At 70.5% G+C, this 21,895-nt stretch carries 19 protein-coding genes; 13 read left to right on the top strand and 6 right to left on the bottom strand.

Annotated elements, in window-relative coordinates; all coding sequences use genetic code 11:
- Positions 1-70: 70 nt before the first annotated feature.
- The 6 genes from ACWDEN_RS42865 to ACWDEN_RS42840 all read left to right on the top strand — a co-directional run bounded on the left by ACWDEN_RS42865 (position 71) and on the right by ACWDEN_RS42840 (position 7,188).
- Positions 71-979 (top strand): ABC transporter ATP-binding protein, encoded by a 909-nt coding sequence (locus ACWDEN_RS42865; protein ID WP_351614713.1) that lies wholly within the window; start codon positions 71-73, stop codon positions 977-979.
- Positions 976-1,710: an ABC transporter permease gene (locus ACWDEN_RS42860; RefSeq protein ID WP_450863385.1), complete on the top strand. Its 735-nt coding sequence runs from the start codon at positions 976-978 to the stop codon at positions 1,708-1,710. Before ACWDEN_RS42865 ends, ACWDEN_RS42860 begins: the two co-directional genes overlap by 4 nt.
- A 25-nt stretch (positions 1,711-1,735) precedes the next feature.
- A complete protein-coding gene (locus ACWDEN_RS42855) occupies positions 1,736-2,986 on the top strand; it encodes a sensor histidine kinase (RefSeq protein ID WP_450863383.1) in 1,251 nt (416 codons plus the stop codon).
- Positions 2,976-3,620 carry a response regulator transcription factor gene (locus tag ACWDEN_RS42850; protein WP_351614704.1) on the top strand — a complete coding sequence of 215 codons (645 nt, stop codon included), beginning with the start codon at positions 2,976-2,978 and terminating at the stop codon, positions 3,618-3,620. Before ACWDEN_RS42855 ends, ACWDEN_RS42850 begins: the two co-directional genes overlap by 11 nt.
- Before the next feature lie 101 nt (positions 3,621-3,721).
- Positions 3,722-5,428 carry an ABC transporter ATP-binding protein gene (locus tag ACWDEN_RS42845; protein WP_351614701.1) on the top strand — a complete coding sequence of 569 codons (1,707 nt, stop codon included), beginning with the start codon at positions 3,722-3,724 and terminating at the stop codon, positions 5,426-5,428.
- Positions 5,425-7,188 (top strand): ABC transporter ATP-binding protein, encoded by a 1,764-nt coding sequence (locus tag ACWDEN_RS42840; RefSeq protein ID WP_450863381.1) that lies wholly within the window; start codon positions 5,425-5,427, stop codon positions 7,186-7,188. The genes ACWDEN_RS42845 and ACWDEN_RS42840 overlap by 4 nt, the downstream gene beginning before the upstream one ends.
- 176 nt (positions 7,189-7,364) lie before the next feature.
- Here ACWDEN_RS42840 and ACWDEN_RS42835 read toward each other — a convergent pair whose 3' ends face one another.
- Positions 7,365-7,844, bottom strand: a complete 480-nt coding sequence (locus ACWDEN_RS42835; protein ID WP_351614696.1) for a hypothetical protein — start codon at positions 7,842-7,844, stop codon at positions 7,365-7,367.
- Between the two features lie 351 nt (positions 7,845-8,195).
- On the opposite strand from ACWDEN_RS42835, the gene ACWDEN_RS42830 reads away from it, so the two are divergent.
- From ACWDEN_RS42830 to ACWDEN_RS42815, 4 genes are all read left to right on the top strand, one after another.
- Positions 8,196-10,238, top strand: a complete 2,043-nt coding sequence (locus ACWDEN_RS42830; RefSeq protein WP_450863378.1) for a M4 family metallopeptidase — start codon at positions 8,196-8,198, stop codon at positions 10,236-10,238.
- A gap of 237 nt (positions 10,239-10,475) precedes the next feature.
- Positions 10,476-12,125 (top strand): M4 family metallopeptidase, encoded by a 1,650-nt coding sequence (locus ACWDEN_RS42825; RefSeq protein WP_450863376.1) that lies wholly within the window; start codon positions 10,476-10,478, stop codon positions 12,123-12,125.
- Positions 12,126-12,197: 72 nt separating this feature from the next.
- Positions 12,198-12,719 carry a DUF1990 domain-containing protein gene (locus tag ACWDEN_RS42820; RefSeq protein WP_450863375.1) on the top strand — a complete coding sequence of 174 codons (522 nt, stop codon included), beginning with the start codon at positions 12,198-12,200 and terminating at the stop codon, positions 12,717-12,719.
- On the top strand, positions 12,716-13,054 hold the full coding sequence (locus tag ACWDEN_RS42815) for a hypothetical protein (RefSeq protein ID WP_450863373.1): 339 nt from the start codon (positions 12,716-12,718) through the stop codon (positions 13,052-13,054). Before ACWDEN_RS42820 ends, ACWDEN_RS42815 begins: the two co-directional genes overlap by 4 nt.
- Positions 13,055-13,272: 218 nt before the next feature.
- Here the strand turns inward: ACWDEN_RS42815 and ACWDEN_RS42810 are convergent, their stop codons facing one another.
- From ACWDEN_RS42810 to ACWDEN_RS42795, 4 genes are all read right to left on the bottom strand, one after another.
- On the bottom strand, positions 13,273-14,238 hold the full coding sequence (locus ACWDEN_RS42810; RefSeq protein WP_450863371.1) for a hypothetical protein: 966 nt from the start codon (positions 14,236-14,238) through the stop codon (positions 13,273-13,275).
- Positions 14,239-14,429: 191 nt separating this feature from the next.
- Entirely contained in the window at positions 14,430-14,888 is a 459-nt protein-coding gene (locus ACWDEN_RS42805; RefSeq protein WP_351614678.1) for a hypothetical protein, read from the bottom strand.
- Between the two features lie 633 nt (positions 14,889-15,521).
- Positions 15,522-16,325: a COG4705 family protein gene (locus tag ACWDEN_RS42800; protein WP_450863370.1), complete on the bottom strand. Its 804-nt coding sequence runs from the start codon at positions 16,323-16,325 to the stop codon at positions 15,522-15,524.
- Between the two features lie 229 nt (positions 16,326-16,554).
- Positions 16,555-16,971: an ATP-binding protein gene (locus ACWDEN_RS42795; RefSeq protein ID WP_450863368.1), complete on the bottom strand. Its 417-nt coding sequence runs from the start codon at positions 16,969-16,971 to the stop codon at positions 16,555-16,557.
- A 145-nt stretch (positions 16,972-17,116) separates the two neighbouring features.
- On the opposite strand from ACWDEN_RS42795, the gene ACWDEN_RS42790 reads away from it, so the two are divergent.
- On the top strand, positions 17,117-17,953 hold the full coding sequence (locus ACWDEN_RS42790) for a helix-turn-helix domain-containing protein (RefSeq protein WP_450863366.1): 837 nt from the start codon (positions 17,117-17,119) through the stop codon (positions 17,951-17,953).
- 8 nt (positions 17,954-17,961) lie between these two features.
- Positions 17,962-18,147: a DUF397 domain-containing protein gene (locus tag ACWDEN_RS42785; RefSeq protein ID WP_450863364.1), complete on the top strand. Its 186-nt coding sequence runs from the start codon at positions 17,962-17,964 to the stop codon at positions 18,145-18,147.
- Positions 18,148-18,155: 8 nt separating this feature from the next.
- Here the strand turns inward: ACWDEN_RS42785 and ACWDEN_RS42780 are convergent, their stop codons facing one another.
- Complete coding sequence (locus ACWDEN_RS42780; protein ID WP_351614667.1) at positions 18,156-20,774, bottom strand: glycosyltransferase family 1 protein; 2,619 nt, start codon at positions 20,772-20,774, stop codon at positions 18,156-18,158.
- Positions 20,775-21,106: 332 nt separating this feature from the next.
- On the opposite strand from ACWDEN_RS42780, the gene ACWDEN_RS42775 reads away from it, so the two are divergent.
- A partial coding sequence (locus ACWDEN_RS42775; RefSeq protein WP_450863362.1) for a maltotransferase domain-containing protein occupies positions 21,107-21,895 on the top strand: 789 nt, incomplete at its 3' end.

Raw genomic sequence — 21,895 nt, 5'->3', positions numbered from 1 at the left:
CGACCGGACGATGCCGCTTCGAGCGGGGCGGCCGATGTGCCGGGCCCCGCCCGAACGGGATTCTCGGAGCATGCCATCCGTCATCGAAGTCACCGATCTGCGCAAGTCGTACGGCGGCCGGGCCGTCGTCGACGGGGTCTCCTTCGCCGTCGAGGAGGGCGAGATCTTCGGGATCCTCGGCCCGAACGGCGCCGGAAAGACCACCACCGTGGAGTGCGTCGAGGGGCTGCGCGTGCCCGACGCGGGCCGGGTCCGGGTCGCCGGCCTGGACCCCGTCGCCGACCACGACGAGGTCGCGAGGATCCTCGGCGCCCAGCTCCAGCAGAGCGAACTCCAGCCCAAGCTCACCGTGCGCGAGGCGCTGGAGCTGTACGCAACCTTCTACCCGCACCCGGCCGACTGGCGGCCGCTCGCCGAACGCCTCGGGCTCACGGCGAAGCTCGGGACCCGGTTCGGCAAGCTGTCCGGCGGGCAGCAGCAACGGCTGTTCATCGCGCTGGCGCTCATCGGGAACCCGCGCGTCGTCGTGCTGGACGAGCTGACCACCGGGCTCGACCCGCGGGCCCGCCGCGACACCTGGCAGCTCATCGAGGACGTCCGCGGGAGCGGGGTCACCGTGCTGCTCGTCACCCACTTCATGGAGGAGGCGCAGCGCCTCTGCGACCGTATCGCGGTCATCGACAAGGGCCGGGTCGCGGCGCTGGACACACCGGCCGGACTGATCCGCCGCTCGGCGGGCGCGACCGTCATCAGCTTCACCCCGTCGGCCCCGCTGGACGACCACGACCTCGCCGCGCTCCCGGCCCTCGCCTCGATCGAGCGCAAGGACGGCCGGATCACGCTCTCCGGCACCGACGAGACCGTCAACGCTGTCATCACCCTGCTCGCCCGGCACCGCGTCACCGCCCATCAGCTCCGCGTCCTGGACGCCACCCTCGACGACGCGTTCCTGGACCTGACCAAGGAGGCCACGGCATGAACACCGCCGTCCTGCGCACCGAGTTCCGTCTCTTCCGCCGCGAACCCGGCGCAGTCTTCTGGATCTTCCTGTTCCCGACGCTGCTCCTGGTCATCCTCGGCTCGATCCCGTCGTTCCGGGAGGCCGACAAGTCCCTGGGCGGGCTGCGGCCGGTCGACGCCTACGTGCCCATCGCCGTCCTGATCGCCCTGATCATGTCCGGTGTGCAGTCGCTGCCGCAGGTGCTGACCGGCCACCGGGAGCGGGGCATCCTGCGCCGGATGCGGCTCACGCCCGTACGGCCCTCCGCCCTGCTGTCCGCGCAGATGACCGTGCAGGGCACGGTGGCGCTGGCCTCCGCGCTGCTCGCGCTCGTCGTCGGCCGCCTCGCCTTCGACGTGAAGCTGCCCGAGCAGCCGGCCGGGTATCTGCTGGCCCTGCTGCTCGCGACCGCCTCGGCCCTCGCCCTCGGCTCCGTCGTCTCGGCGCTGTCCCGCACCACGAAGATCGCGAGCGCGATCGGCTCGGCGGTGTTCTTCCCGATGATGTTCTGCGCGGGCGTGTGGCTGCCGGTGCAGGAGATGCCGCACACGCTGGCCCGTGTGGTCCAGCTCACCCCGTTCGGTGCGGCGGCCCGCGCCCTGGGCGAGGCGGCCGCCGGTGACTGGCCCGGCTGGGGGCACCTGGTCGTGCTCGCGGCCTGGGCGGTGCTGCTGACGGCGGGGGCGGCCCGCTGGTTCCGCTGGGAGTGAGCGGGCCGTGCCGGAGACTGGTGGGATGACGAACGCCGCGCACCAGCAGCCCCGGGCCTCCTTCGACGCATGGGGGCCCTGGGCGCTGCTGGCCGCCGGTGTCGTCGCGGCCGCGCTGTCGGCCCGCGCGGTCGGCATGGACCGGACCGGATTGGTCGTCTCCGCCGTGCTCGTGCCCGCGGCCGTCGTGCTGCAGCTGTGCTGGGGACGGGCGAAGCGGAAGAGGCCGGGTCCGAGCCGGACCGGTGTCTTCCTCTTCCTGCTGCGCTGGGCCATCGCCTTCGTGCTGACCTGGGCCAACCCGTTCTTCGCCTTCTACGCCGTGACGGGCTACTACACCGCGGTCCGGGAGCTGCCGGCCCGGCTGGTGCTGCCCGGTCTCTTCCTGACCGCCGTCACCATGTCCGGCAGCGAGATCGGCGGCTGGCCGCCGCACGGGCTGATCCTGTGGGCCGGCTTCTTCCTGGTCCTGGCCGTCAACATCGGCTTGGTCAGTGTGTTCACCCGGTACTCTCAGCAGGAGCAGGCCCGCGCCGTAGTCCAGGCCGACACCATCGCCGAACTGGAGCGCACCAACACCGCGTTGCAGCAGGCCCTGGACGAGAACGCCGCGCTGCACGCCCAACTCCTGCTCCAGGCACGGGAGGCGGGCGTCGCCGACGAGCGCCGCCGGCTCGCCGCCGAGATCCACGACACCATCGCCCAGGGCCTGACCGGGATCATCGCCCAGCTCCAGGTCGTCGCCAACGCCCCCGACCTGACCACCGCCCGCACCCACCTGGAGCGCGCCTCCGCCCTCGCCCGGCACAGCCTCGGCGAGGCCCGCCGCTCGGTGCACAATCTGGCCCCGGTCGCCCTGGCCGCCGACGGGCTGCCGGAGGCGCTGAAGAAGACGGTCGCCGAATGGGGCGAACGCAACGGTGTGCGCGCCGAGTTCACCGTCACCGGCACCACCGAGCAGCTCCACGACGAGATCTCGGCGACCCTGCTGCGCATCGCCCAGGAGGCCCTGTCCAACGCGGCCCGGCACGGCCGGCCGACCCGCGTCGGCGTCACCCTGTCCTTCATGGGCGACGAGGTCACGCTGGACATCCGCGACGACGGCACCGGCTTCGACCCGGCCGCCGTACCGGAGCGCACCCGCAGCGGCGGCTTCGGCCTGGAGGGCATGCGGGCCCGGGCCGAGCGGATCGCCGGCTCCCTCACCGTCGAGTCGGAGCCGGGTCACGGTACGGCGGTGTCGGCTCGCGTACCCTTGGTCCGCGATGACCGCTGAGCCCGCCATCACCCTCCTGATCGTCGACGACCACCCGGTGGTCCGCGACGGCCTGCGCGGCATGTTCGAGTCCGCCCCGGGCTTCCGGGTGCTCGGGGAGGCGGCGAACGGCGCCGAGGCGGTGGCCAGGGCCGCGGCCCTGGACCCGGACGTGGTCCTGATGGACCTGCGGATGCCGGGCGGTTCGGGCGTCGACGCGATCCGCGAGCTGACCCGCCGGGGCGCCCGCGCGAAGGTCCTGGTCCTCACCACCTACGACACCGACTCCGACACCCTGCCCGCGATCGAGGCGGGCGCGACCGGCTACCTCCTCAAGGACGCCCCGCGCGACGAGCTGTTCACCGCCGTCCGCGCCGCCGCCGAGGGCCGTACGGTCCTCTCCCCGGCCGTCGCCTCCCGCCTGGTCCACGCGGTCCGCTCGCCCCGCACCCCCGCGGGCGAGCCGCTCTCGGCCCGTGAACGCGAGGTTCTGGTCCTGGTGGCCAGGGGCACGTCGAACCGCGAGATCGCCCGCGAGCTGTTCATCAGCGAGGCCACGGTGAAGACCCACCTCACCCATCTGTACGCCAAGCTCGGCGTCAACGACCGGGCGGCGGCGGTGGCGGCGGGGTACGACCGGGGGATCCTCGGGTAGGACCGGAGAGCACCACCCCCGCCTTAATTGGCTGGAGCGGCCGTCCCCGCCCCCGATAGGTTCGACGTTTCCCAAGGCGGGGCGAGCCGATCGGGGGATGGATGATCGACGCGTACGAGGATCCGGGCACCCCGGACACGCGCGGCGGCTGGCGCTATCTGTGGTGGCTGGTGCTGCGCCAGCCGGGGCGGTCGGCGGTGGGGGCGCTGCTGGGCAGTGTGTGGATGGTGCTGCTGGCCGCGCAGCCGTATCTGATGGCGCGGGCCGTGGACGAGGGGCTGGTGCCGGGGCGGCTGGGCGTGCTGGCCGCGTGGACCGGGGTGATGTTCGTGGTCGGGTCGGTCAACGCCTGGCTGAGCATCATGCGGCACCGCACGATGACCCGGGTGCGCATGGACGCCAACTTCCGCACGGTGAAGGTGGTCGTGGGCCATGTGGTGCGGCTCGGGGCCGCGCTGCCGCGCCGGGCGGGGGCCGGTGAGGTGGTGACCATCGGAGTCGGTGACGTAAAGACCATCGCGCAGGCGCTGACGGTGGTCGGTCCGGGCGTCGGCTCGGCCGTGGTCTACGTCGTGGTGGCCGGGCTGCTGCTGGCGCTCTCGGCACCGCTCGCCGCGGTCGTGCTGCTGGGGCTGCCGGTGATCGCGCTGGTCACCGGGCCGCTGACGCTGCGGCTGCAGGGCGCGGAGAGCACCTACCGGGAGCGGCAGGGCGTGCTGACCGCGCGCATCGGCGACCTCGCGGGCGGGCTGCGCGTCCTCAACGGACTGGGCGGCAAGGGGCTGTTCGCGGACGCCTTCCGGCAGGACTCGCAGCGGCTGCGCGCACAGGGCTACCGGGTGGGCGCGGTGGCCAGCTGGGTGCAGGCGCTCGGCGTGGGCCTGCCCACCCTGTTCCTGGCCGTGGTGACCTGGCTCGCGGCACGGCTCGCGGCCCAAGGGTCCATCACCGTCGGCGAGTTGGTGTCCGTGTACGGCTACGTGGCCGTACTGATCGGTCCTGTCGCCTTCTTCGTGCAGATGGCCTACGACCTGAACCGGGGCGTGGTGGCCGCGCGCCGGGTCGTACGGCTGCTGCGGCTGGAACCGGAGCCGGACGAGGGCACGCTGCCGGCGCCCGCGGGACCGGCCGAGCTGCACGATCCGGCGTCCGGAGTGCGGGTGGTGCCGGGCCGGCTGACCGCGCTGGCCACCGCCCGGCCCGCCGAGGCCGCCGCCGTCGTGGACCGGCTCGGCCGCTTCGGGCCGACCGACGCCACCTGGGGCGGGGTACGGCTGGACGCGGTCCCGCTGGCGGACGTGCGCGGGCGGATCCTGGTCGCGGACAACGAGGCCGACCTGTTCGAGGGGCCGCTGCGGGAGGTCGTGGCCGCCGGGCACCCCACCGACGAGGCGGAGCTCGGCCGGGCGCTGTACGCGGCGGCCGCCGAGGACGTCGTACGCGGGCTGCCCGAGGGCCTGAAGTCGCCGGTGTCCGGCCAGGGCCGCAGCCTGTCGGGCGGCCAGCGCCAACGGGTGCGGCTGGTAAGGGCGTTGTCGGCCGACCCGGAGGTGCTGCTCGCGGTCGAGCCGACCTCGGCGCTGGACGCGCACACCGAGGCGACGGTCGCACGGCGGCTGCGGGAGGCCCGGGAGGGCCGCACGACGGTGGTGACGTCGACCTCACCGCTGATGCTGGACCGCGCGGACACGGTCGTCTTCCTGGTCGACGGAAAGGTCGCGGCGACCGGCCCGCACCGCCGGCTGCTCACGACGGAGCCGGGCTACCGGGCACTCGTGGCCCGGGACACGGAGGGGGTCGTACGGTGACGGCGGCTGAGCGTCTGTTGCCGGTCGCCGGCCGGGCGCGGGTACGGCGGGCCGCGCTGCGGCTGGTGCGGGCCGACGGGCGGGCGTTCGTCGCCGCGTTGCTGCTGAACGCGCTCGCGGCGGGGGCGGGGCTGGTCGGGCCGTGGCTGGTCGGGCGGATCGTGGACGAGGTGCGGGGCGGGCAGGGGGCCGGCGCGGTGGACCGGCTCGCGCCGTGGATCCTGGTGTGCGCGCTGGCCCAGCTGCTGCTGGCCCGCTGGGCGCGGTACGTGGGGTACCGGTTCGGGGAGCGCACGCTGGCCCGGGTGCGCGAGCAGTACGTCGAGCGGGTGCTGGCCCTGCCCGCGTCCGTGGTGGAGCGGGCCGGCACCGGCGATCTGACGGCACGCGGCACGGCGGACGTGGCGGTCGTCGGCACCACCCTGCGGGACGTCGGCCCGGAGCTGCTGGTCAACACCGTGCAGGCGTTGCTGGTGCTGGTGGCGGTGTTCGCGCTCGACCCGCTGCTGGGCGCGTTCGGACTGCTCGGGCTGACCCCGATCTGGCCGGCGCTGCGCTGGTATCTCCGGCGGGCCCGGGACGGCTATCTCGCCGAGGGCGCGGCCACGTCCCAGGTCGCGGAGATCGTCGCCTCGACGGCGGCCGGGGCCCGGACCGTCGAGGCGTTCGGGCTGCGGGAACGGCGGGTGGCGGCGAGCCGGGACGCGCTGGAGGAGTCCCGCCGTACGCGTCTGTACACGCTGTTCCTGCGCACGGTGTTCTTCCCCGCGGTCGAGGTGACGTACACCGTGCCCGTGGTGGGCGTGCTGCTGCTCGGCGGCTGGCTGCACCAGCGGGGCGCGGTCGGGGTCGGCGCGGTGGTGGCGGCGGCCTTGTACCTGCGGCAGTTCACCGAGCCGCTGGACCAGATCCTGATGCGTGTGGAGCAACTGCAGAGCAGCAGTGCCTCGTTCGCCCGCGTGGAGGGCCTGGCGCAGGCGCCGCGCGGGGAGACCGGGGCCGGCTCCCCGGTCCCGGCGGACGACCGGATCGACGTGCGCGGGGTCCGGTACGCCTATGAGCGCGGCGGCGAGGTGCTGCGCGGGGTGGACCTGACCGTACGGCCCGGGGAGCGGCTCGCGGTGGTCGGCCCCTCCGGCGCCGGGAAGACGACGCTCAGCCGACTCCTCGCGGGCATCGACCGGCCCGGCACGGGCGCGGTGACGGTGGGCGGTGTGCCGGTGGCCGAACTGGAGCCGGAGCTGCTGCGCCGTCAGGTGGTCCTGGTCACGCAGGAACACCATGTGTTCCTCGGTACGGTCCGCGACAACCTGCTGATCGCCGAGCCGGACGCCACGGACGACGACCTGTGGGCGGCGCTCGCGACGGTCGGGGCCGACGACTGGGTCCGGGACCTGCCGGACGGCCTGGACACCCGGCTCGGCGCGGGCGGCCGCGCCACCGACGGCTCCCAGGCCCAGCAACTCGCCCTGGCCCGGGTGGTGCTGGCCGACCCGCACACCCTGATCCTGGACGAGGCCACCGCCCTGCTGGACCCCACGACGGCCCGGCACGCCGAACGCGCGCTCGCCGCCGTCCTGCAGGGCCGCACGGTCATCGCCATCGCACACCGCCTCCACACGGCCCACGACGCCGACCGGGTGGCGGTCATGGAGGACGGCCGCCTGACCGAACTGGGCACGCACGAGGACCTGGTGACGGCCGGCGGCGCCTACGCGGCCCTGTGGCGGACCTGGCACGGGGACACCACGGAGAGGTGAGCCGACTCGGCACCGGCCGGCCCCCGGTCACGCGACTCCAGGAAGGGCCGGCCGCCGAAGCCCCGGACGCCACACCACCCGACCGCATGGGCCGGGCTGTACGCCGAGTCGCGTGGTGGCTGTCGTGAGCCGCGGACGCCGGCCGCCTCCATGCCGGCCACGCCCCCGACACCCCGTCAGCCGGGCGATGGGCCCCGGCCCGGCAACGGCGTCCACAGCCAGCCGCGTCTGTGGGTCCGGCCCACGATGTCGGAACCGTGCATGCCGGCCACCGCCGTCATGACCGGCCACAGCAGGAAGGTCGTGCCGAACTCGGCGTATCCCCCGTCGGAGGCGACACCCACCACCACGAACTCGACGGGGAAGACCAGCCCGCCCAGCAGTGCCCCCACCAGCGCCAGTCCCCCGGTGCCGCGCAGCACACGGGACGCCAGGGCCAGCCCGCCCGCGAGGACGAGCCCCATCAGCACCCCGGCCGGCAGCCCGCCACCGACGAGCAGCCCGAAGGCCCGCAGGTCGAAGGCGGCGATCTCGGTGTCCCCTCCCCTGAGACACTCGGCCGCGGCGACCGCGAGACAGAGGACGGCCCAGGGCAACGCGGGCGCGCCCGCCATCACCAGGCCCACCCGCAGCCCCCGGCCCAGCGTCCCGCGCACGCCGATACGTTCCCGCCCCTGCACCATCCGCGCTCACCCCCCGTGGCCGGGCCACCCTACTGGACATCCGGAGCAGACCCGGGAGCACACCGAAGTGAGCGGTCCGCATAACGAACATGAACATCCGGTCAACGGACCATTTCCGGCCAACTTTGTGACGCGGTCCTGACAGGAACCGTGATCCCCTGTCACTCTTCCCAGGCCGACTCACAGCAACCCCACAGTCACATCTGCTCGTGCGAGCCGGCCTGCACGTGGTTCCGCGTAACGCCCTGTTCTGCCCGGACGCCCCAACCCACCGTCCGGTCTCCCCTGGCCGCGCGACCCGCGGCCACGCAGAAGGAGTCAGTGTTGAGCAGCAGTTCCTCTCGCAGACGCACCCCCCACGCGTCACACCGGCGCACCGCCACCGTCGCCCTCGCCGGGGTCGCCGCCCTGATCGCCGCCGCCGTCCAGTCGGGCGCGGCCAGCGCCGCACCGGCGAAGCCCCGGCCGGGGAAGATCGACAAGGCCCATGTCGCCGCGCGGCTCACGCCCTCGCAGCGCGTCGAGCTGATACGGCACGCCGACGCCACGAAGGCCGCCACCGCCCGGTCCCTCGGCCTCGGCGCCAAGGAGAAGCTGGTCGTCAAGGACGTCGTGAAGGACACCGACGGCACCCTGCACACCCGCTACGAGCGCACCTACGCCGGCCTTCCGGTGCTCGGCGGTGACCTGGTCGTGACCAGCAACACGTCCGGCAAGACCATGGACGTCATCAAGGCCACCCGCGCCACCGTGCAGGTCGCCGGCCTCACCCCGGCCGTGTCGAAGGCCACGGCCGAGAAGCAGGCCCTTCAGCGGGCCAAGGCCCGGGGCGGGACCAAGTCCGCCGCGGACAGTGTCCGCAAGGTGATCTGGGCGGCGACCGGAAAGCCCGTCCTCGCCTACGAGACGGTCGTCGGCGGCCTCCAGGACGACGGCACCCCGAACCAGCTGCACGTCATCACCGACGCGGCCACCGGCAAGAAGCTCTACGAGTACCAGGGCATCGAGACCGGCGTCGGCAACACCCGGTACAGCGGCCAGGTGAACCTGACGACGACCCAGTCGGGGTCGACGTACACGCTGACCGACGGGGCGCGCGGCGGACACAAGACGTACAACCTGAACCACGGCACCTCGGGCACCGGCACCCTCTTCTCGCAGAGCAACGACACCTGGGGCAACGGGACCACGTCCAACGCGGCCACCGCGGGCGCGGACGCCCACTACGGCGCGCAGGAGACCTGGGACTTCTACAAGAACACCTTCGGGCGCAGCGGCATCCGCAACGACGGCGTCGGCGCCTACTCCCGCGTCCACTACGGCAACGCGTACGTGAACGCGTTCTGGGACGACAGCTGCTTCTGCATGACCTACGGCGACGGCTCCGGCAACGCCGACCCGCTGACCTCGCTCGACGTCGCCGGCCACGAGATGAGCCACGGCGTCACCGCCAACACCGCGGGCCTGGACTACTCGGGGGAGTCCGGCGGCCTGAACGAGGCCACGTCGGACATCATGGGCACCGGCGTGGAGTTCTTCGCCAACAACCCCTCCGACCCCGGTGACTACCTCATCGGCGAGAAGATCAACATCAACGGCAACGGCACGCCGCTGCGGTACATGGACAAGCCCAGCAAGGACGGCAACTCGGCCGACTCCTGGTCCTCGTCGGTCGGCGACCTGGACGTCCACTACTCCTCCGGCGTCGCGAACCACTTCTTCTACCTCCTGTCCGAGGGCAGCGGCGCCAAGGTGATCAACGGCGTCAGCTACGACTCGCCGACGGCGGACGGGCTTCCGGTCACCGGCATCGGCCGGGACAAGGCGCTGCAGATCTGGTACCGGGCGCTCACCACGAAGTACACCTCCACCACCGACTACGCCGGCGCCCGCACCGGCACCCTGGCGGCGGCCGGTGAGCTGTACGGCACCTCCAGCACCGAGTACAAGGCGGTGCAGGACGCGTGGGCGGCCGTGGCGGTCGGTTCGCGCTCCGACGGGGGCGGCGGAGGCGGCGGTACGACGTACGAGAGCAACACCCAGGTCGCCATCCCGGACAACGGTCCCGCCGTCACCTCGGACATCACGGTCTCCGGCAGGACCGGAAACGCGCCGAGCAACCTCCAGGTGTACGTCGACATCACCCACACCTGGCGGGGTGACCTGGTGATCGACCTCGTCGGCCCCTCGGGCACCGCCTACCGTCTGAAGGACTTCAGCTCCTCGGACTCGGCGCACGACGTGAAGCAGACCTACACGGTCAACGCGGCCGCCGAACAGGCCAACGGCACCTGGAAGTTGCGGGTGCAGGATCAGGCCACGTACGACACCGGAACGATCAACGACTGGAAGCTGACGTTCCCGTAAAGCGAACGCCAAATGCCCGGGAACTGGGCGCCGTTCGAGGGTCTGGCACCCTCGAACGGCGCCGGTTAACACACGCGTAACGTTTCCCGGACAGTTGCCTTCCGGCCAACATCACTTCAGGGGCCTGACATGTACGCGCCCCCGATGTCACCCTTCCTTCACCCGTCGCAGAGCTTCACCCCACCTCTCCGGCCAGTAACCCCACGCTGACCGGACTCCCCACGAGAAGGAGCTTGCGTGACCCCCCGCTACACGCGTCACAAGCGCGCCACTCTGGCCATCGCCACCGCCGTCGCCGCCGGAGCCCTGCTCTCCACCGGTCTGACCGCCACCGCGACCGCCGCCGGCAAGGGCAGCGCGACCCTCGCCGCCGCGCCCGCCGCGCTGTCGGACTCGGCCCGTGTCTCCCTGATACAGAAGGCGCAGGCCGACGCGGCCCACACCGCGCAGCAGATAGGCCTCGGCGCCAAGGAGAAGCTGATCGTCAAGGACGTCGTCAAGGACGCCGACGGCACGGTCCACACCCGTTACGAGCGCACCTACGCGGGCCTTCCGGTGCTCGGTGGCGACCTGGTCGTCCACACCGCCAAGTCCGGCAGGACCGAGGGCGTCACCAAGGCGACCAAGGCGGCCATCAAGGTGGCCTCGCTCAAGCCGCAGATCTCCGCCGCCAAGGCCGAGAAGCAGGCGCTGTCCGCCGCCAGGACCCTCGGCTCCGCCAAGTCCGCCGCGGACGGCGCCCGCAAGGTGATCTGGGCGGCGAACGGCACGCCGGTGCTGGCCTACGAGACGGTCGTCGGCGGCCTCCAGGACGACGGCACCCCGAACCAGCTGCACGTCATCACCGACGCCGCGACCGGCAAGAAGCTCTTCGAGTACCAGGGCATCGAGAACGCGACCGGCACCGGCAAGACGCTGTACTCCGGCACGGTCAGCCTCACCACGACCCAGTCGGGCTCGTCGTACAACCTGACCGACGCCTCCCGTGGCGGTCACAAGACCTACAACCTGGCCCGCAAGACGTCCGGCAAGGGCACCTTGGTCAGCAACTCGGCCAACACCTTCGGCACCGGCACCGCCTCCACGTCCTCCTCCGACCAGACCGCGGCCGCCGACGCCGCGTACGGCGCGCAGGAGACCTGGGACTTCTACAAGAGCACGTTCGGCCGCAGCGGCATCAAGAACGACGGCGTCGGCGCCTACTCCCGCGTCCACTACGGCAGCAACTACGTCAACGCCTTCTGGGACGACAGCTGCTTCTGCATGACCTACGGCGACGGCTCCGGCAACGCCGACCCGCTGACCTCGCTCGACGTGGCCGGCCACGAGATGAGCCACGGGGTCACCGCGAACACGGCCGGCCTGGACTACTCGGGGGAGTCCGGCGGCCTGAACGAGGCCACGTCGGACATCATGGGCACCGGCGTGGAGTTCTTCGCCAACAACCCCTCCGACCCCGGTGACTACCTCATCGGCGAGAAGATCAACATCAACGGCGACGGCACCCCGCTGCGCTACATGGACAAGCCCAGCAAGGACGGCGGCAGCGCCGACTACTGGTCCTCGTCGGTCGGCAACCTGGACGTCCACTACTCGTCCGGCGTCGCGAACCACTTCTTCTACCTCCTCTCGGAGGGCAGCGGTTCGAAGACGATCAACGGGGTGACGTACAACTCGCCCACCTCCAACGGCTCCACGGTCACCGGCATCGGCCGCGCCAAGGCGCTGCAGATCTGGTATAAGGCCCTGACGACGTACTTCACGTCGACGACCGACTACAAGGCGGCCCGCACCGGCACGCTGAGCGCGGCATCGGCCCTCTACGGCTCCAGCAGCACCGAGTACAAGGCGGTGGCCGCGGCCTGGTCGGCGGTCAACGTCAACTAGCCGCAGGGCATTCGGCAATCGGGCGGTACCCGGGCGGAGGGCGTCCCGGGTACCGCCCTACCCTTGTGACCCATGTCCCCGGCGTCCTTCACCTACGAGCCGGTCGGCGCGACCCGCGACGACCTGACGTACTGCCCGCCCGGCTTCCATCCGCTGCTCGTCCGCACCCGCCTCGGCGAGGGTCAGAAGCTCTTCCACCGCGCGGCCGAGGCGGTCCTCACCTGGGAGATGCACCGCGCCGTGGGCGTCGGCATCGACGCGAGCGCGGACAGAGCCGCGGAGGGCGTCGACGTCACGGTCACCCTGGCGGGCGTCATCAAGGCCCCCTGCCGCATCATCTGGACGGCGGAGGAACCCCGCCGGACCGGCTGGGCCTACGGCACCCTGGAGGGCCACCCCGAATGCGGCGAGGAGGCCTTCGTGGTCGACCGCACGGGCGACGGCACGGTCTGGCTGACGGTGGCGGCCTTCAGCAAACCGGCCAAGTGGTACGCGAAGGCGGGCGGCCCGGCGACACGGGGCTTGCAGCACGCGTACGCCCGCCGCTGCGGGGCGGTGTTGCGCAAGCTGTGCGAGGGGCTGTCCGAGGAATGACTCGAAAGGCCCTCCTCGTCCCCCTGTTGACCGTTGCCTCGGCGATCCTGCTGGTGGCCCGCGTGACCTGGGACTCCGACACCTTCCAGCACTGCCGTTACCTGGGCCCCTCGACCCGCATGTACGTCACCTCGTGGACGGGCCTCGCCTGCGCCCTGGCCGCCCTGCTGGCGTTCGCCGTCCTGCCCCGCCCGCAACGGCGCGGAATCGCGGCGGTGTCCGCGGTCCTCGGCGTACTGCTGGCGTTCATGCTGCTCATGACCGCCTATTGGCTGTACACCCCGGACCCGTCCGGCGGGGCCGACTGCTCGGGACTGCACCTGCTCGTGCCGTAGAACGCGCCGGGATCGGAATCCAGCCGACCTGCAGGCGACACCGATTCAGTGGCACGAATACGCAGGGCACGGCCGTACGACCACGTGGACGGGGCCGGCGCCGACCAGCAGGAAACGGCGACCGCGCAAGTATTCGAGGAGCCCATTTCACCCGAGTTGGCCTCGCTTGAAACAACCGGCTGTAGTAACCAGGGGGCTCATCGTATCGGTTTACGAGCTCAGTGGCCGCTCGCAATGATCTTACGAGCGGTTTCCACTGTAGACCGCCAAACTCGTTTCTCCTGCTGGAGGCCAGCGCTCTGCTGAGCAATCAACAGGTTTTGGTAGGCGCTGGTGACCAGTGCCACCGTGACCGCATAGTTACCGCGCCGCTTGCACGTCACGTCCGCCACTGCGGCGGCCTTCTCCGCCTTGGACGGCGGCGGCAGTTGTGCGCCGGGCGGAGTTTGGAGGCCACGCCCGAGAAGTGCCTTGTCGTGCGTAGGCGCGGTCGGATCCGGGTAGGTATAGCCGGCGGCTTTCATACATGAGCTCCAGACGGCGTTGGCCCGCTGGACTCGGGGGTCGCTCCAAGCCGCGGCACGCGCCTGAACGCGGAGATTTTGCACGAGACCGAAGGCGTCGTACGCCTTCTGCATGCCGATCTTGTCTGCGGCATTCGCGCGGCAGCCGGTGTGGCTGTGTTGCGGGTCGCCAAAGTACGCGTGGCCGACCTTCCGTTCCTGGGCGGTGGCGGACGCCGCGGCAGTGGGGGGCGAGGGAGCGGTTTGCCCGGTGCCGGATAGTACCCGATAGCCGTTGGCCCGCGCGCTGGACATGGTGAGTACACCATAGATTGCGGCCAAGGGAAGGACCCGTTGCCCGGATAGCTGGAATGCTGCGGGGGTGGTCAGGCCCTGTTTGGCCATGCATTGTTGAGCGAGCTTATTGACGGCCGCATCGGTAATCCGCCAATTTTGGGCGCTGTCGTAGGAGTCAAGCGGTAGCGTCCAGGCATCGTCGTTTCGGATGGTGACGTCGCCGGCGTGGAAGTTGACGGACTGACCGGGATTGCCGGGCCTGGCCGGTACCGGTGCCGGCAGCTGCGGCAGACCGGAATTGGCGGTTGCGCCACAGGCGGCCAGGACGGCAGCGGAGGCCGCCGCACAGCCGACGCGAAGTGCGGTTCTGACAGGGTGTTCCATTGGCGGGACCTCAGGGTCGTGCGGATAGAGCCCCGACAGGGGCGCCTGCCGGGGCTGCAGAGGAAGGTGTTCTACCTAAAGCTCTCGACGCCTGGGTAGTAGTCCACTTCCTCGTCGTACAGCAAGAGATGAGAGTTGCTGTGACTCAACGGCGGCCCTGCGCGACACTCGTGCGCGCAGGGCGATTCTGTTTAGTCCCAGCGCTGGTTCAAGTCCCTGTCGCCGTAGTTCGTGTTCGTGTAGACCGCCGGCTTGGCATCGAGGACCAGACCTGTTTGTTCGTCCATCAGGCACCAGCCCGAGTTGGTGGAGATCTCGTACCATCTCTGGTAGATGTCTCCTGACAGGCAGCTGTGCGCGTACACCTGCCCACTGTAGTTACTGTCGAGGCAGTCGCCGAAGAGGTCGTTCTTCTCGGTCCAGGCGCCGTCGCTGTACTTGGTGTCGATCCAGCCGGTGTACTTGCTGGAATCGCCAATGTCTATCGAATTAGACCCGTACACGTTCTCCCTCAGGTACGACGTGCCGCCGTAGTTGTATGCCGCGTTCAACCACGTGACGCTTCCCGCGAACGCGCTTCCGGAACCAACAACGACCATAATCATGGCCATTGCGGCCACACCGAGAGCCTTTTTGTTCTTGCTCTTCATGATTTCCTCACAATCAGAGGGTGATGCTTGCCCGTTAATGATGCAATTTTTCTGCCGTGCAGCCTTCTCCGTACGACATCGGCAAGCACTTGAGTGGGTGACGGCCCGTCAAGCACAGTAACGGTTACTTGATCACGAGCACCCCGCGACCGCACATTAGCGAGCTTTGGATGCTCATGTCAATCGACTTAAATAGCGATCCCAATGGTGAATGGTTGGTTCGTTGCCCTCATGTTCGCGATGCATTTCTCAAACAACGGCCGCGAGCTGTGAATAACGGAGCGGATAGGGCTGCTTCGCCCGTTTCTTGCGCGTAGGCGACGTGCGCCGACCGATACGCGGATGGCGGCGACGCTCGCAGGTCAACGGCACCTTTCTGCTGTAATTGCGAAGCTCTCCCGATTCAGCTGAATAACCGGAAGTAACTGTGTAGGAGGCTCAACCGCGGACCTCGCATCAGCGTCTTCAGTGGGAACCTACAGGCCCGGTGGCACCTCATTCGTTCCGCTGAGGGACACTGTCATACCGAGCTCGGAGACCAGCGGTCCTCTAGCAGGGTCGCGAAGTACACAATGGGTTCGTCTCGCCGGCAGGGCACATCGGATCGCGTGAGGAGCTTCCAACGGCCGGTGTTCAGGCGGCGGCCACGTCGGCCGCGCACATCGCGCCGCGAGACCCCCAGACAGGCCGCGAAGCCGAGGATCGCGACCGCGTCCAAGAGAGGGTGACCGGCCTCAGGACCCAGCGGAGGCCGCCGTGGCTGGGGTCGCGGGCCATCCAGTCGGCGAAGGAGGCGCCGAGGGAACGAGTGATGACGGACGTGGCCCAGAACGCGCTCACCGCGCCGAGCAGCCGCCCGCGGTAGGCGACGGCCGGCACGCAGATCGCGACCGCGTAGAGGACGACGGAGCCCAGGTATCCGAGGCCGATGCCGGCGCTCAGGTCGCCCGCGGCCGTACCCAGCGCGAATGTGGTGAGGACCGTGTCCCAGTAAAAGGTGTCGTGGCGACGGGTGGTGATGCTGTGGATCGACAGGGTCCGCTCGCTCGCGTGCCAGAGGGCGAAGACGACGGCCAGGGCCACCATGAACAGAGGCGTCGAGAGCGTGTAGGGCACGCCGAACTTGTGCAGGGCGTCGGCGGCCATCGTGCCGAGCACACTGACCATGACGATGACGGTCCAGTACACCCAGGCCACGTACGGGCACACCGCGAACTGAACGACCAGGGACCCGAGCAGAGCGACGACGCCGAGGCCGACCGCCGGGATCGGGCCGAGGAGATGGGCCAGGTAGTCGGAGGCCTTCTCGCCCATCCCTGTGGTCAGAACCTTGATGATCCAGAAGTACGCGGTGACCTCCGGTACCTTGTGCGCCATCCCGGATATCCGGGAGTGGGCGTGCGCATGGGACCGGTCAAGGACCCGCTCAGTGATCATGGCACGCACGATGGCACAGCGGACTGACGTCTACCCAGGGGTCTTTGCCATGCCTTTGGAGCTTCTGGTGCATGAGTTGCCCATGCGGTCACGGGAACCCGGAAGTGCGTGAGCCGCCCTTGCTGTGCGGGAAGGGGCCAGGGCCCCGGCGTTTGCCCGGTTCATCCGAACTTGGGGCGGTCGACCTTGACGGTGAGCCCCAGGAGCAGGCGAACCTCAGCAACGTCCGCTAGGCCGCCGCAAGTTCGCACCACCCGAATTTCCCCCGGTCCCCGAACCGAGCCGTCGGCTGCCACCCCCAGTACTCCGCACACGCCTTCACCAACCCCAGCCCCCGCCCCTCCTCCAACTCCCCCACCTCCTCCAGCGGACACGGCGGATCCGGCGGCGCGGGGTCGGTGTCCCACGCCCCGATCCACACGGCGCCCTCCGGGGTACGGCGCACCCTGAGCGCCGCCGGCCCCTTCGTATGCCGTACGGCGTTCGACACCAGCTCCGTCGCCAGCAGTTCGGCGGTGTCCACCAGGCCGATCAGACCGTGCAGGGTCAGGATCAGGCGCAGGGTGCGGCGGCATACCGTCACCGCTCTGAGGTCATTCGGGATGTAGAGGGTGTAGTCCCAGGTGTCGTCGTCGTTTTCGGGCATGCGTCATCGACTCCAGTCGTGAGTGGGAGTTCGCACACAGGGCGTGGTTCCGCTGTGTGTGCGCTACGTCACCGACGGTAGGGGTAATCTGTTACCCGTGGCAAGCTGATCGCACGATCAGCCCCCGAAAGAGCAGGAGCAACTCATGGTTCAGAGGCGCGAACCAACGGCACGTCAGTTGCGCCTGGGGCTCGAACTGCGCAGGCTCCGCGAGGCGGCAGGACTCACAGCCATCCAAGCGGCAGCACTACTCGGGATGAACAGGGCCCAGATCAGCCACATCGAGTCGGGGCTCATCGGAGTGAGCGAGGAGCGACTGCGTCGGTTCGCGTCCCACTACGCCAGTACCGACGAGGAGTTCATCGACGCCCTGGTGGAGATGGCCACCGATCGGACGCGCGGCTGGTGGGAGGAGTACCGGGGCCTGCTCCCCACGTCATTCCTCGACCTGTCCGAGCTGGAGCACCACGCCCGGTCCCTCCGCCACGTGGCCATCCTGTACGTACCGGGCCTGCTGCAGACCGAGGACTACTCCCGTGCCGTCTTCTCGTCCAGGCTCCCGGAACTGACCAGCCAGGAACTCGAGTTGCGCATCCAGCATCGCAAGCGGCGTCAGGAGTTCACCATCCCGTACGAAGCGGTGATCCATGAGGCGGCGCTTCGGATCAGGGTCAGCGATCGGGCCACCTCAAGGGCCCAGCTCACCCGACTCCTCGAGCTCTCCGAAGCGGATCACATCACCGTGCGCGTCATCCCCTTCGACCTGGACGGCTTCGCCAGAGCCTCCAGCACGATGACGTACGTGGGTGGCCCCCTGCCCAAGCTGGACACCGTGGTACGGGACGCACCTCACGGCTCTGTCTTCATCGACTCGGAAGCTCAGCTCAGCGCCTATCGAACGCGCTTCCGTAAGGTGGAGGCCGTATCGCTTGGGCCCGAACGGTCGCGGGACTTCATTCGCGAGCTGACGAAGGAGCTGTGAGGTATCCCATGAACCCCCTCCACAACTGGCGGAAGTCGTCCTACTCCGGTGAGGGCGACGGCAACGAATGCGTCGAGATAGCCACCACCCCCACCCACACAACCATCCGCGACTCCAAGGACCCGGCCGTCGGCACTCTCACCCTCCCGGCCGGATCCTTTGCCCTCTTCATCAAAGCCCTGAAGAAGGCCTGAGCCCCGGCTTACCGCAACAACACCCCCGCCCCCTCCACCGCCTCCTCCGACGGCACCGCCACCAGACCCAACTCCGCGGCGGAGGCCAGCAAGCGGTGGCTCGGGAGGATGCGGACCGTGTAGCCGTAGGGGCCGGTGCGGTCCAGGGACAGCGGGCCCTCGTACAGCAGGCGGCCCTCCAGATCCGGGGCACCGGTCGGCTTCAGCGGGACCACCGTCGCATCCGTGATGCGGTCCTCCGCGTCCACCCTGCCCGACACCGCCTGGACCTCGACGTCGTCCGGGGTCAGTGAGCCGAGCGCCACCCGGACCCGCAGCCCCACCGTCGAGCCCAGTTCCGCCGTGGCCGTCGGCGCGGTCGTCTCCACGTGGTCGACGCTCACCCCGGACCAGGCCGCCCGGACCCTGGCCTTCCAGGTGGCCAGATCGCTCGCCGTGTCCGGGGTCAGCGCGCGGTGCGCGTGCGCGGCGGGGACGTAGAGGCGGTCGACGTACTCGCGGACCATGCGGCCGGCCAGCACCTTGGGGCCGAGGAGGGTCAGGGTCTGGCGGACCATCTGGATCCAGCGGTCGGGGAGCCCTCCCCGACCGCCCTCATAGAAGCGCGGGGTCACCCGCTGCTCCAGGAGGTCGTAGAGGGCCGCCGCCTCGATGTCGTCGCGGTGGTCCGGGTCCGTGCCCACGCCGTCCGCCGTCGGGATGGCCCAGCCGAAGTCCGGCTGGAACCATTCATCCCACCAGCCGTCCAGGACGGAGAGGTTCAGGCAGCCGTTCAGGGCCGCCTTCATGCCCGAGGTGCCGCACGCCTCCAGGGGGCGCAGGGGGTTGTTCAGCCAGATGTCACAGCCGGGGTAGAGCTTCTGCGCCATCGCCATGCCGTAGTCGGGGAGGAAGACGATACGGTGGCGGACCCGCGGGTCGTCGGCGAAGCGGACCAGCTCCTGGACCAGGCGCTTGCCGCTGTCGTCCGCGGGGTGCGCCTTGCCCGCGACGACGATCTGGATCGGGCGGTCCGGGTGCAGGAGCAGCTCCATCAGGCGGTCGCGGTCCCGGAGCATCAGCGTCAGGCGCTTGTACGACGGCACCCTGCGCGCGAAGCCGATCGTCAGGACGTCCGGATCCAGCACCCCGTCGATCCAGCCCAACTCGGCACCACCCGCGCCCCGTTGACGCCAGGACGCCCGCAGTCGCTCCCGCACCTCCAGCACCAGCTGTTCGCGCAGGGTGCGGCGCAGCTCCCAGATCTCCTGGTCCTCGATCTCCGCCACCGAGTCCCAGCGCTCGGAGCCGCCGACGGTCAGCGCGTCCTCGGCCCGCTCCGAGCCGACCTGCCGGGCGCCCAGGCGCAGCACCTCCGGGGCCACCCAGGTCGGCGCGTGCACCCCGTTGGTCACGGAGGTGATCGGCACCTCCTCGGGGTCGAATCCCGGCCACAGGCCCGCGAACATCTCCCGGCTCACCTGGCCGTGCAACAGGGACACGCCGTTCGCCCGTTGGGCCAGTCTCAGCCCCATCACGGCCATGTTGAACAGGTTCGGCTCGCCGCCCGGGTACGTCTCCATGCCGAGGGTCAGGATCCGCTGCACGTCGATGCCGGGGAGCTCGGCGTCCGCCCCGAAGTGCCGGGCGACCAGTTCCCGGTCGAAGCGGTCGATGCCGGCCGGGACGGGGGTGTGGGTGGTGAAGACCGTGCCCCCGCGCACCGCTTCCAGGGCGGAGTCGAAATCCAGGCCGCGCTCGCACAGTTCGGCGATCCGCTCGAGGCCCAGGAAACCCGCGTGGCCCTCGTTGGTGTGGAACACCTCCGGCTGCGGGTGCCCGGTGAGCCGGCAGTACGTCCGTACTGCCCGGACACCCCCTATCCCGAGCAGCATCTCCTGCAGCAGCCGGTGCTCGCTGCCGCCGCCGTAGAGCCGGTCGGTCACCCCGCGCTCGCCGAGGTCGTTCTCCTCCACGTCCGAGTCGAGGAGCAGCAGCGGCACCCTGCCCACCTGGGCCAGCCAGATCCGGGCGTGCAGCGCCCTGCCGCCGGGCAGCGCGAGGGAGACCTGCGCCAGGGCGCCGTCGGCCTCCTTCAGCTGGGTGAGGGGCAGTTCGTTGGGGTCGAGCACCGGGTAGTGCTCCTGCTGCCAGCCGTCGCGGGACAGGGTCTGCCGGAAGTACCCGTGCCGGTACAGCAGGCCGACGCCGATCAGGGGTACGCCGAGATCGCTGGCCGCCTTCAGATGGTCCCCGGCCAGGATGCCGAGGCCGCCCGAGTACTGCGGCAGCGCGGCCGTGATGCCGAACTCCGGGGAGAAGTAGGCGATGGCCGCGGGCATGCCGTCCGCCTGGGCCTGGTACCAGCGGTCGCCGGTCAGGTAGTCGTCGAGGTCGTCGGCGACCGCGCCGAGACGGCGCAGGAAGCGGCGGTCGGCGGCCAGCTCGGTCAGCCGCGCCGGCCGTACCCGGCCCAGTATCCGCACCGGGTCGCCCCCGGCCGCGGCCCATGCCTCGGGATCCACGGACTGGAACAGATCGCGCGTTTCCGCATGCCAGGACCAGCGCAGATTGCGCGCCAGGTCGCTCAGTGGCCGGAGGGGTTCGGGGAGAACGGGACGGACGGTGAACCGACGGATCGCCTTCACAGCTGCCACCTCGGACGCGTCACGGAGTGAGACGCACGGCGCTGTACGTCTCGTCGTCAACCTCGACGGTAGTGGTTACCGGGGCGTCGGTGGGGAGGCGCCCGGCGCGGGTGTCGGGGCGTCAAGGAGCGGCCTGCGGGCACTCGGTAAAAAGGGGCCGGTCTTGTGGGTGGACATACGCGGGAGTAGTTAACAATGTTCCGGATTGCCCACCCGATCAGGGTGGGAAGGCTCCTCCGGTACGACCCCACAGGCGTCCCACAGCACCTCCGCAGGACCCACCTCCCCACATCCATCCGCCCACACCCACGTTGACGCGGACAGGAGCGGTCATGCCCGCCACGCACCATTCGTCAGCACCGCCGACAAGCAGCAAGGCCACGCCAGCGGCAGCGAAGGCCGCGAAGAAACCGGCCAGGAAAACATCGGGCAAGAAAGCCGTAAAGGCCGCCGCCGACGTGCCCGGCCCGCCCGCCCCCGCCGACACCCCGTCCGTCGCCGGGGGGAACACCCTCGGCCGTATCCCCGTCCTCGACGTACGCCCCGTGGTCCAGCAGGGGCGCAGGCCGGCCAAAGCGGTGACCGGTGAGTCGTTCGAGGTGTCCGCCACCGTCTTCCGGGAGGGCCACGACGCCGTCGCGGCGAACGTGGTCCTGCGCGATCCGGCCGGCCGGCCCGGGCCGTGGACACCGATGCGCGAACTCGCCCCGGGCACCGACCGCTGGGGCGCCACCGTCACCGCGGGCGAGCCCGGCCGCTGGACGTACACGGTGGAGGCCTGGTCCGACCCGGTCGCCACCTGGCAGCACCACGCCGGCATCAAGATCCCGGCGGGCATCGACACCGAACTGGTCCTGGAGGAGGGCGCGCGGCTGTACGAGCGGGCGGCCGCCGGGCTCCCGGACGGGCAACGCCCGGTCCTCCACAAGGCGGTGGCGGCCCTGCGGGATGAGAACCGCCCGGCCGCCTGGCGCCTCGCGGCGGCGCTGGCACCTCAGGTGCAGGACCTGCTGGCCCGCCATCCCCTGCGGGAGCTGGTCACCGCCTCCGATCCCATGCCGCTGCTGGTGGAGCGGGAGCGGGCCCTGTACGGCTCCTGGTACGAGTTCTTCCCGCGCTCG

It is taken from the genome of Streptomyces sp. NPDC001153 (assembly GCF_053598315.1).
The sequence above is the reverse complement of the archived record's forward strand: the minus strand, read 5'-3'. Positions and strand labels throughout refer to the sequence as shown.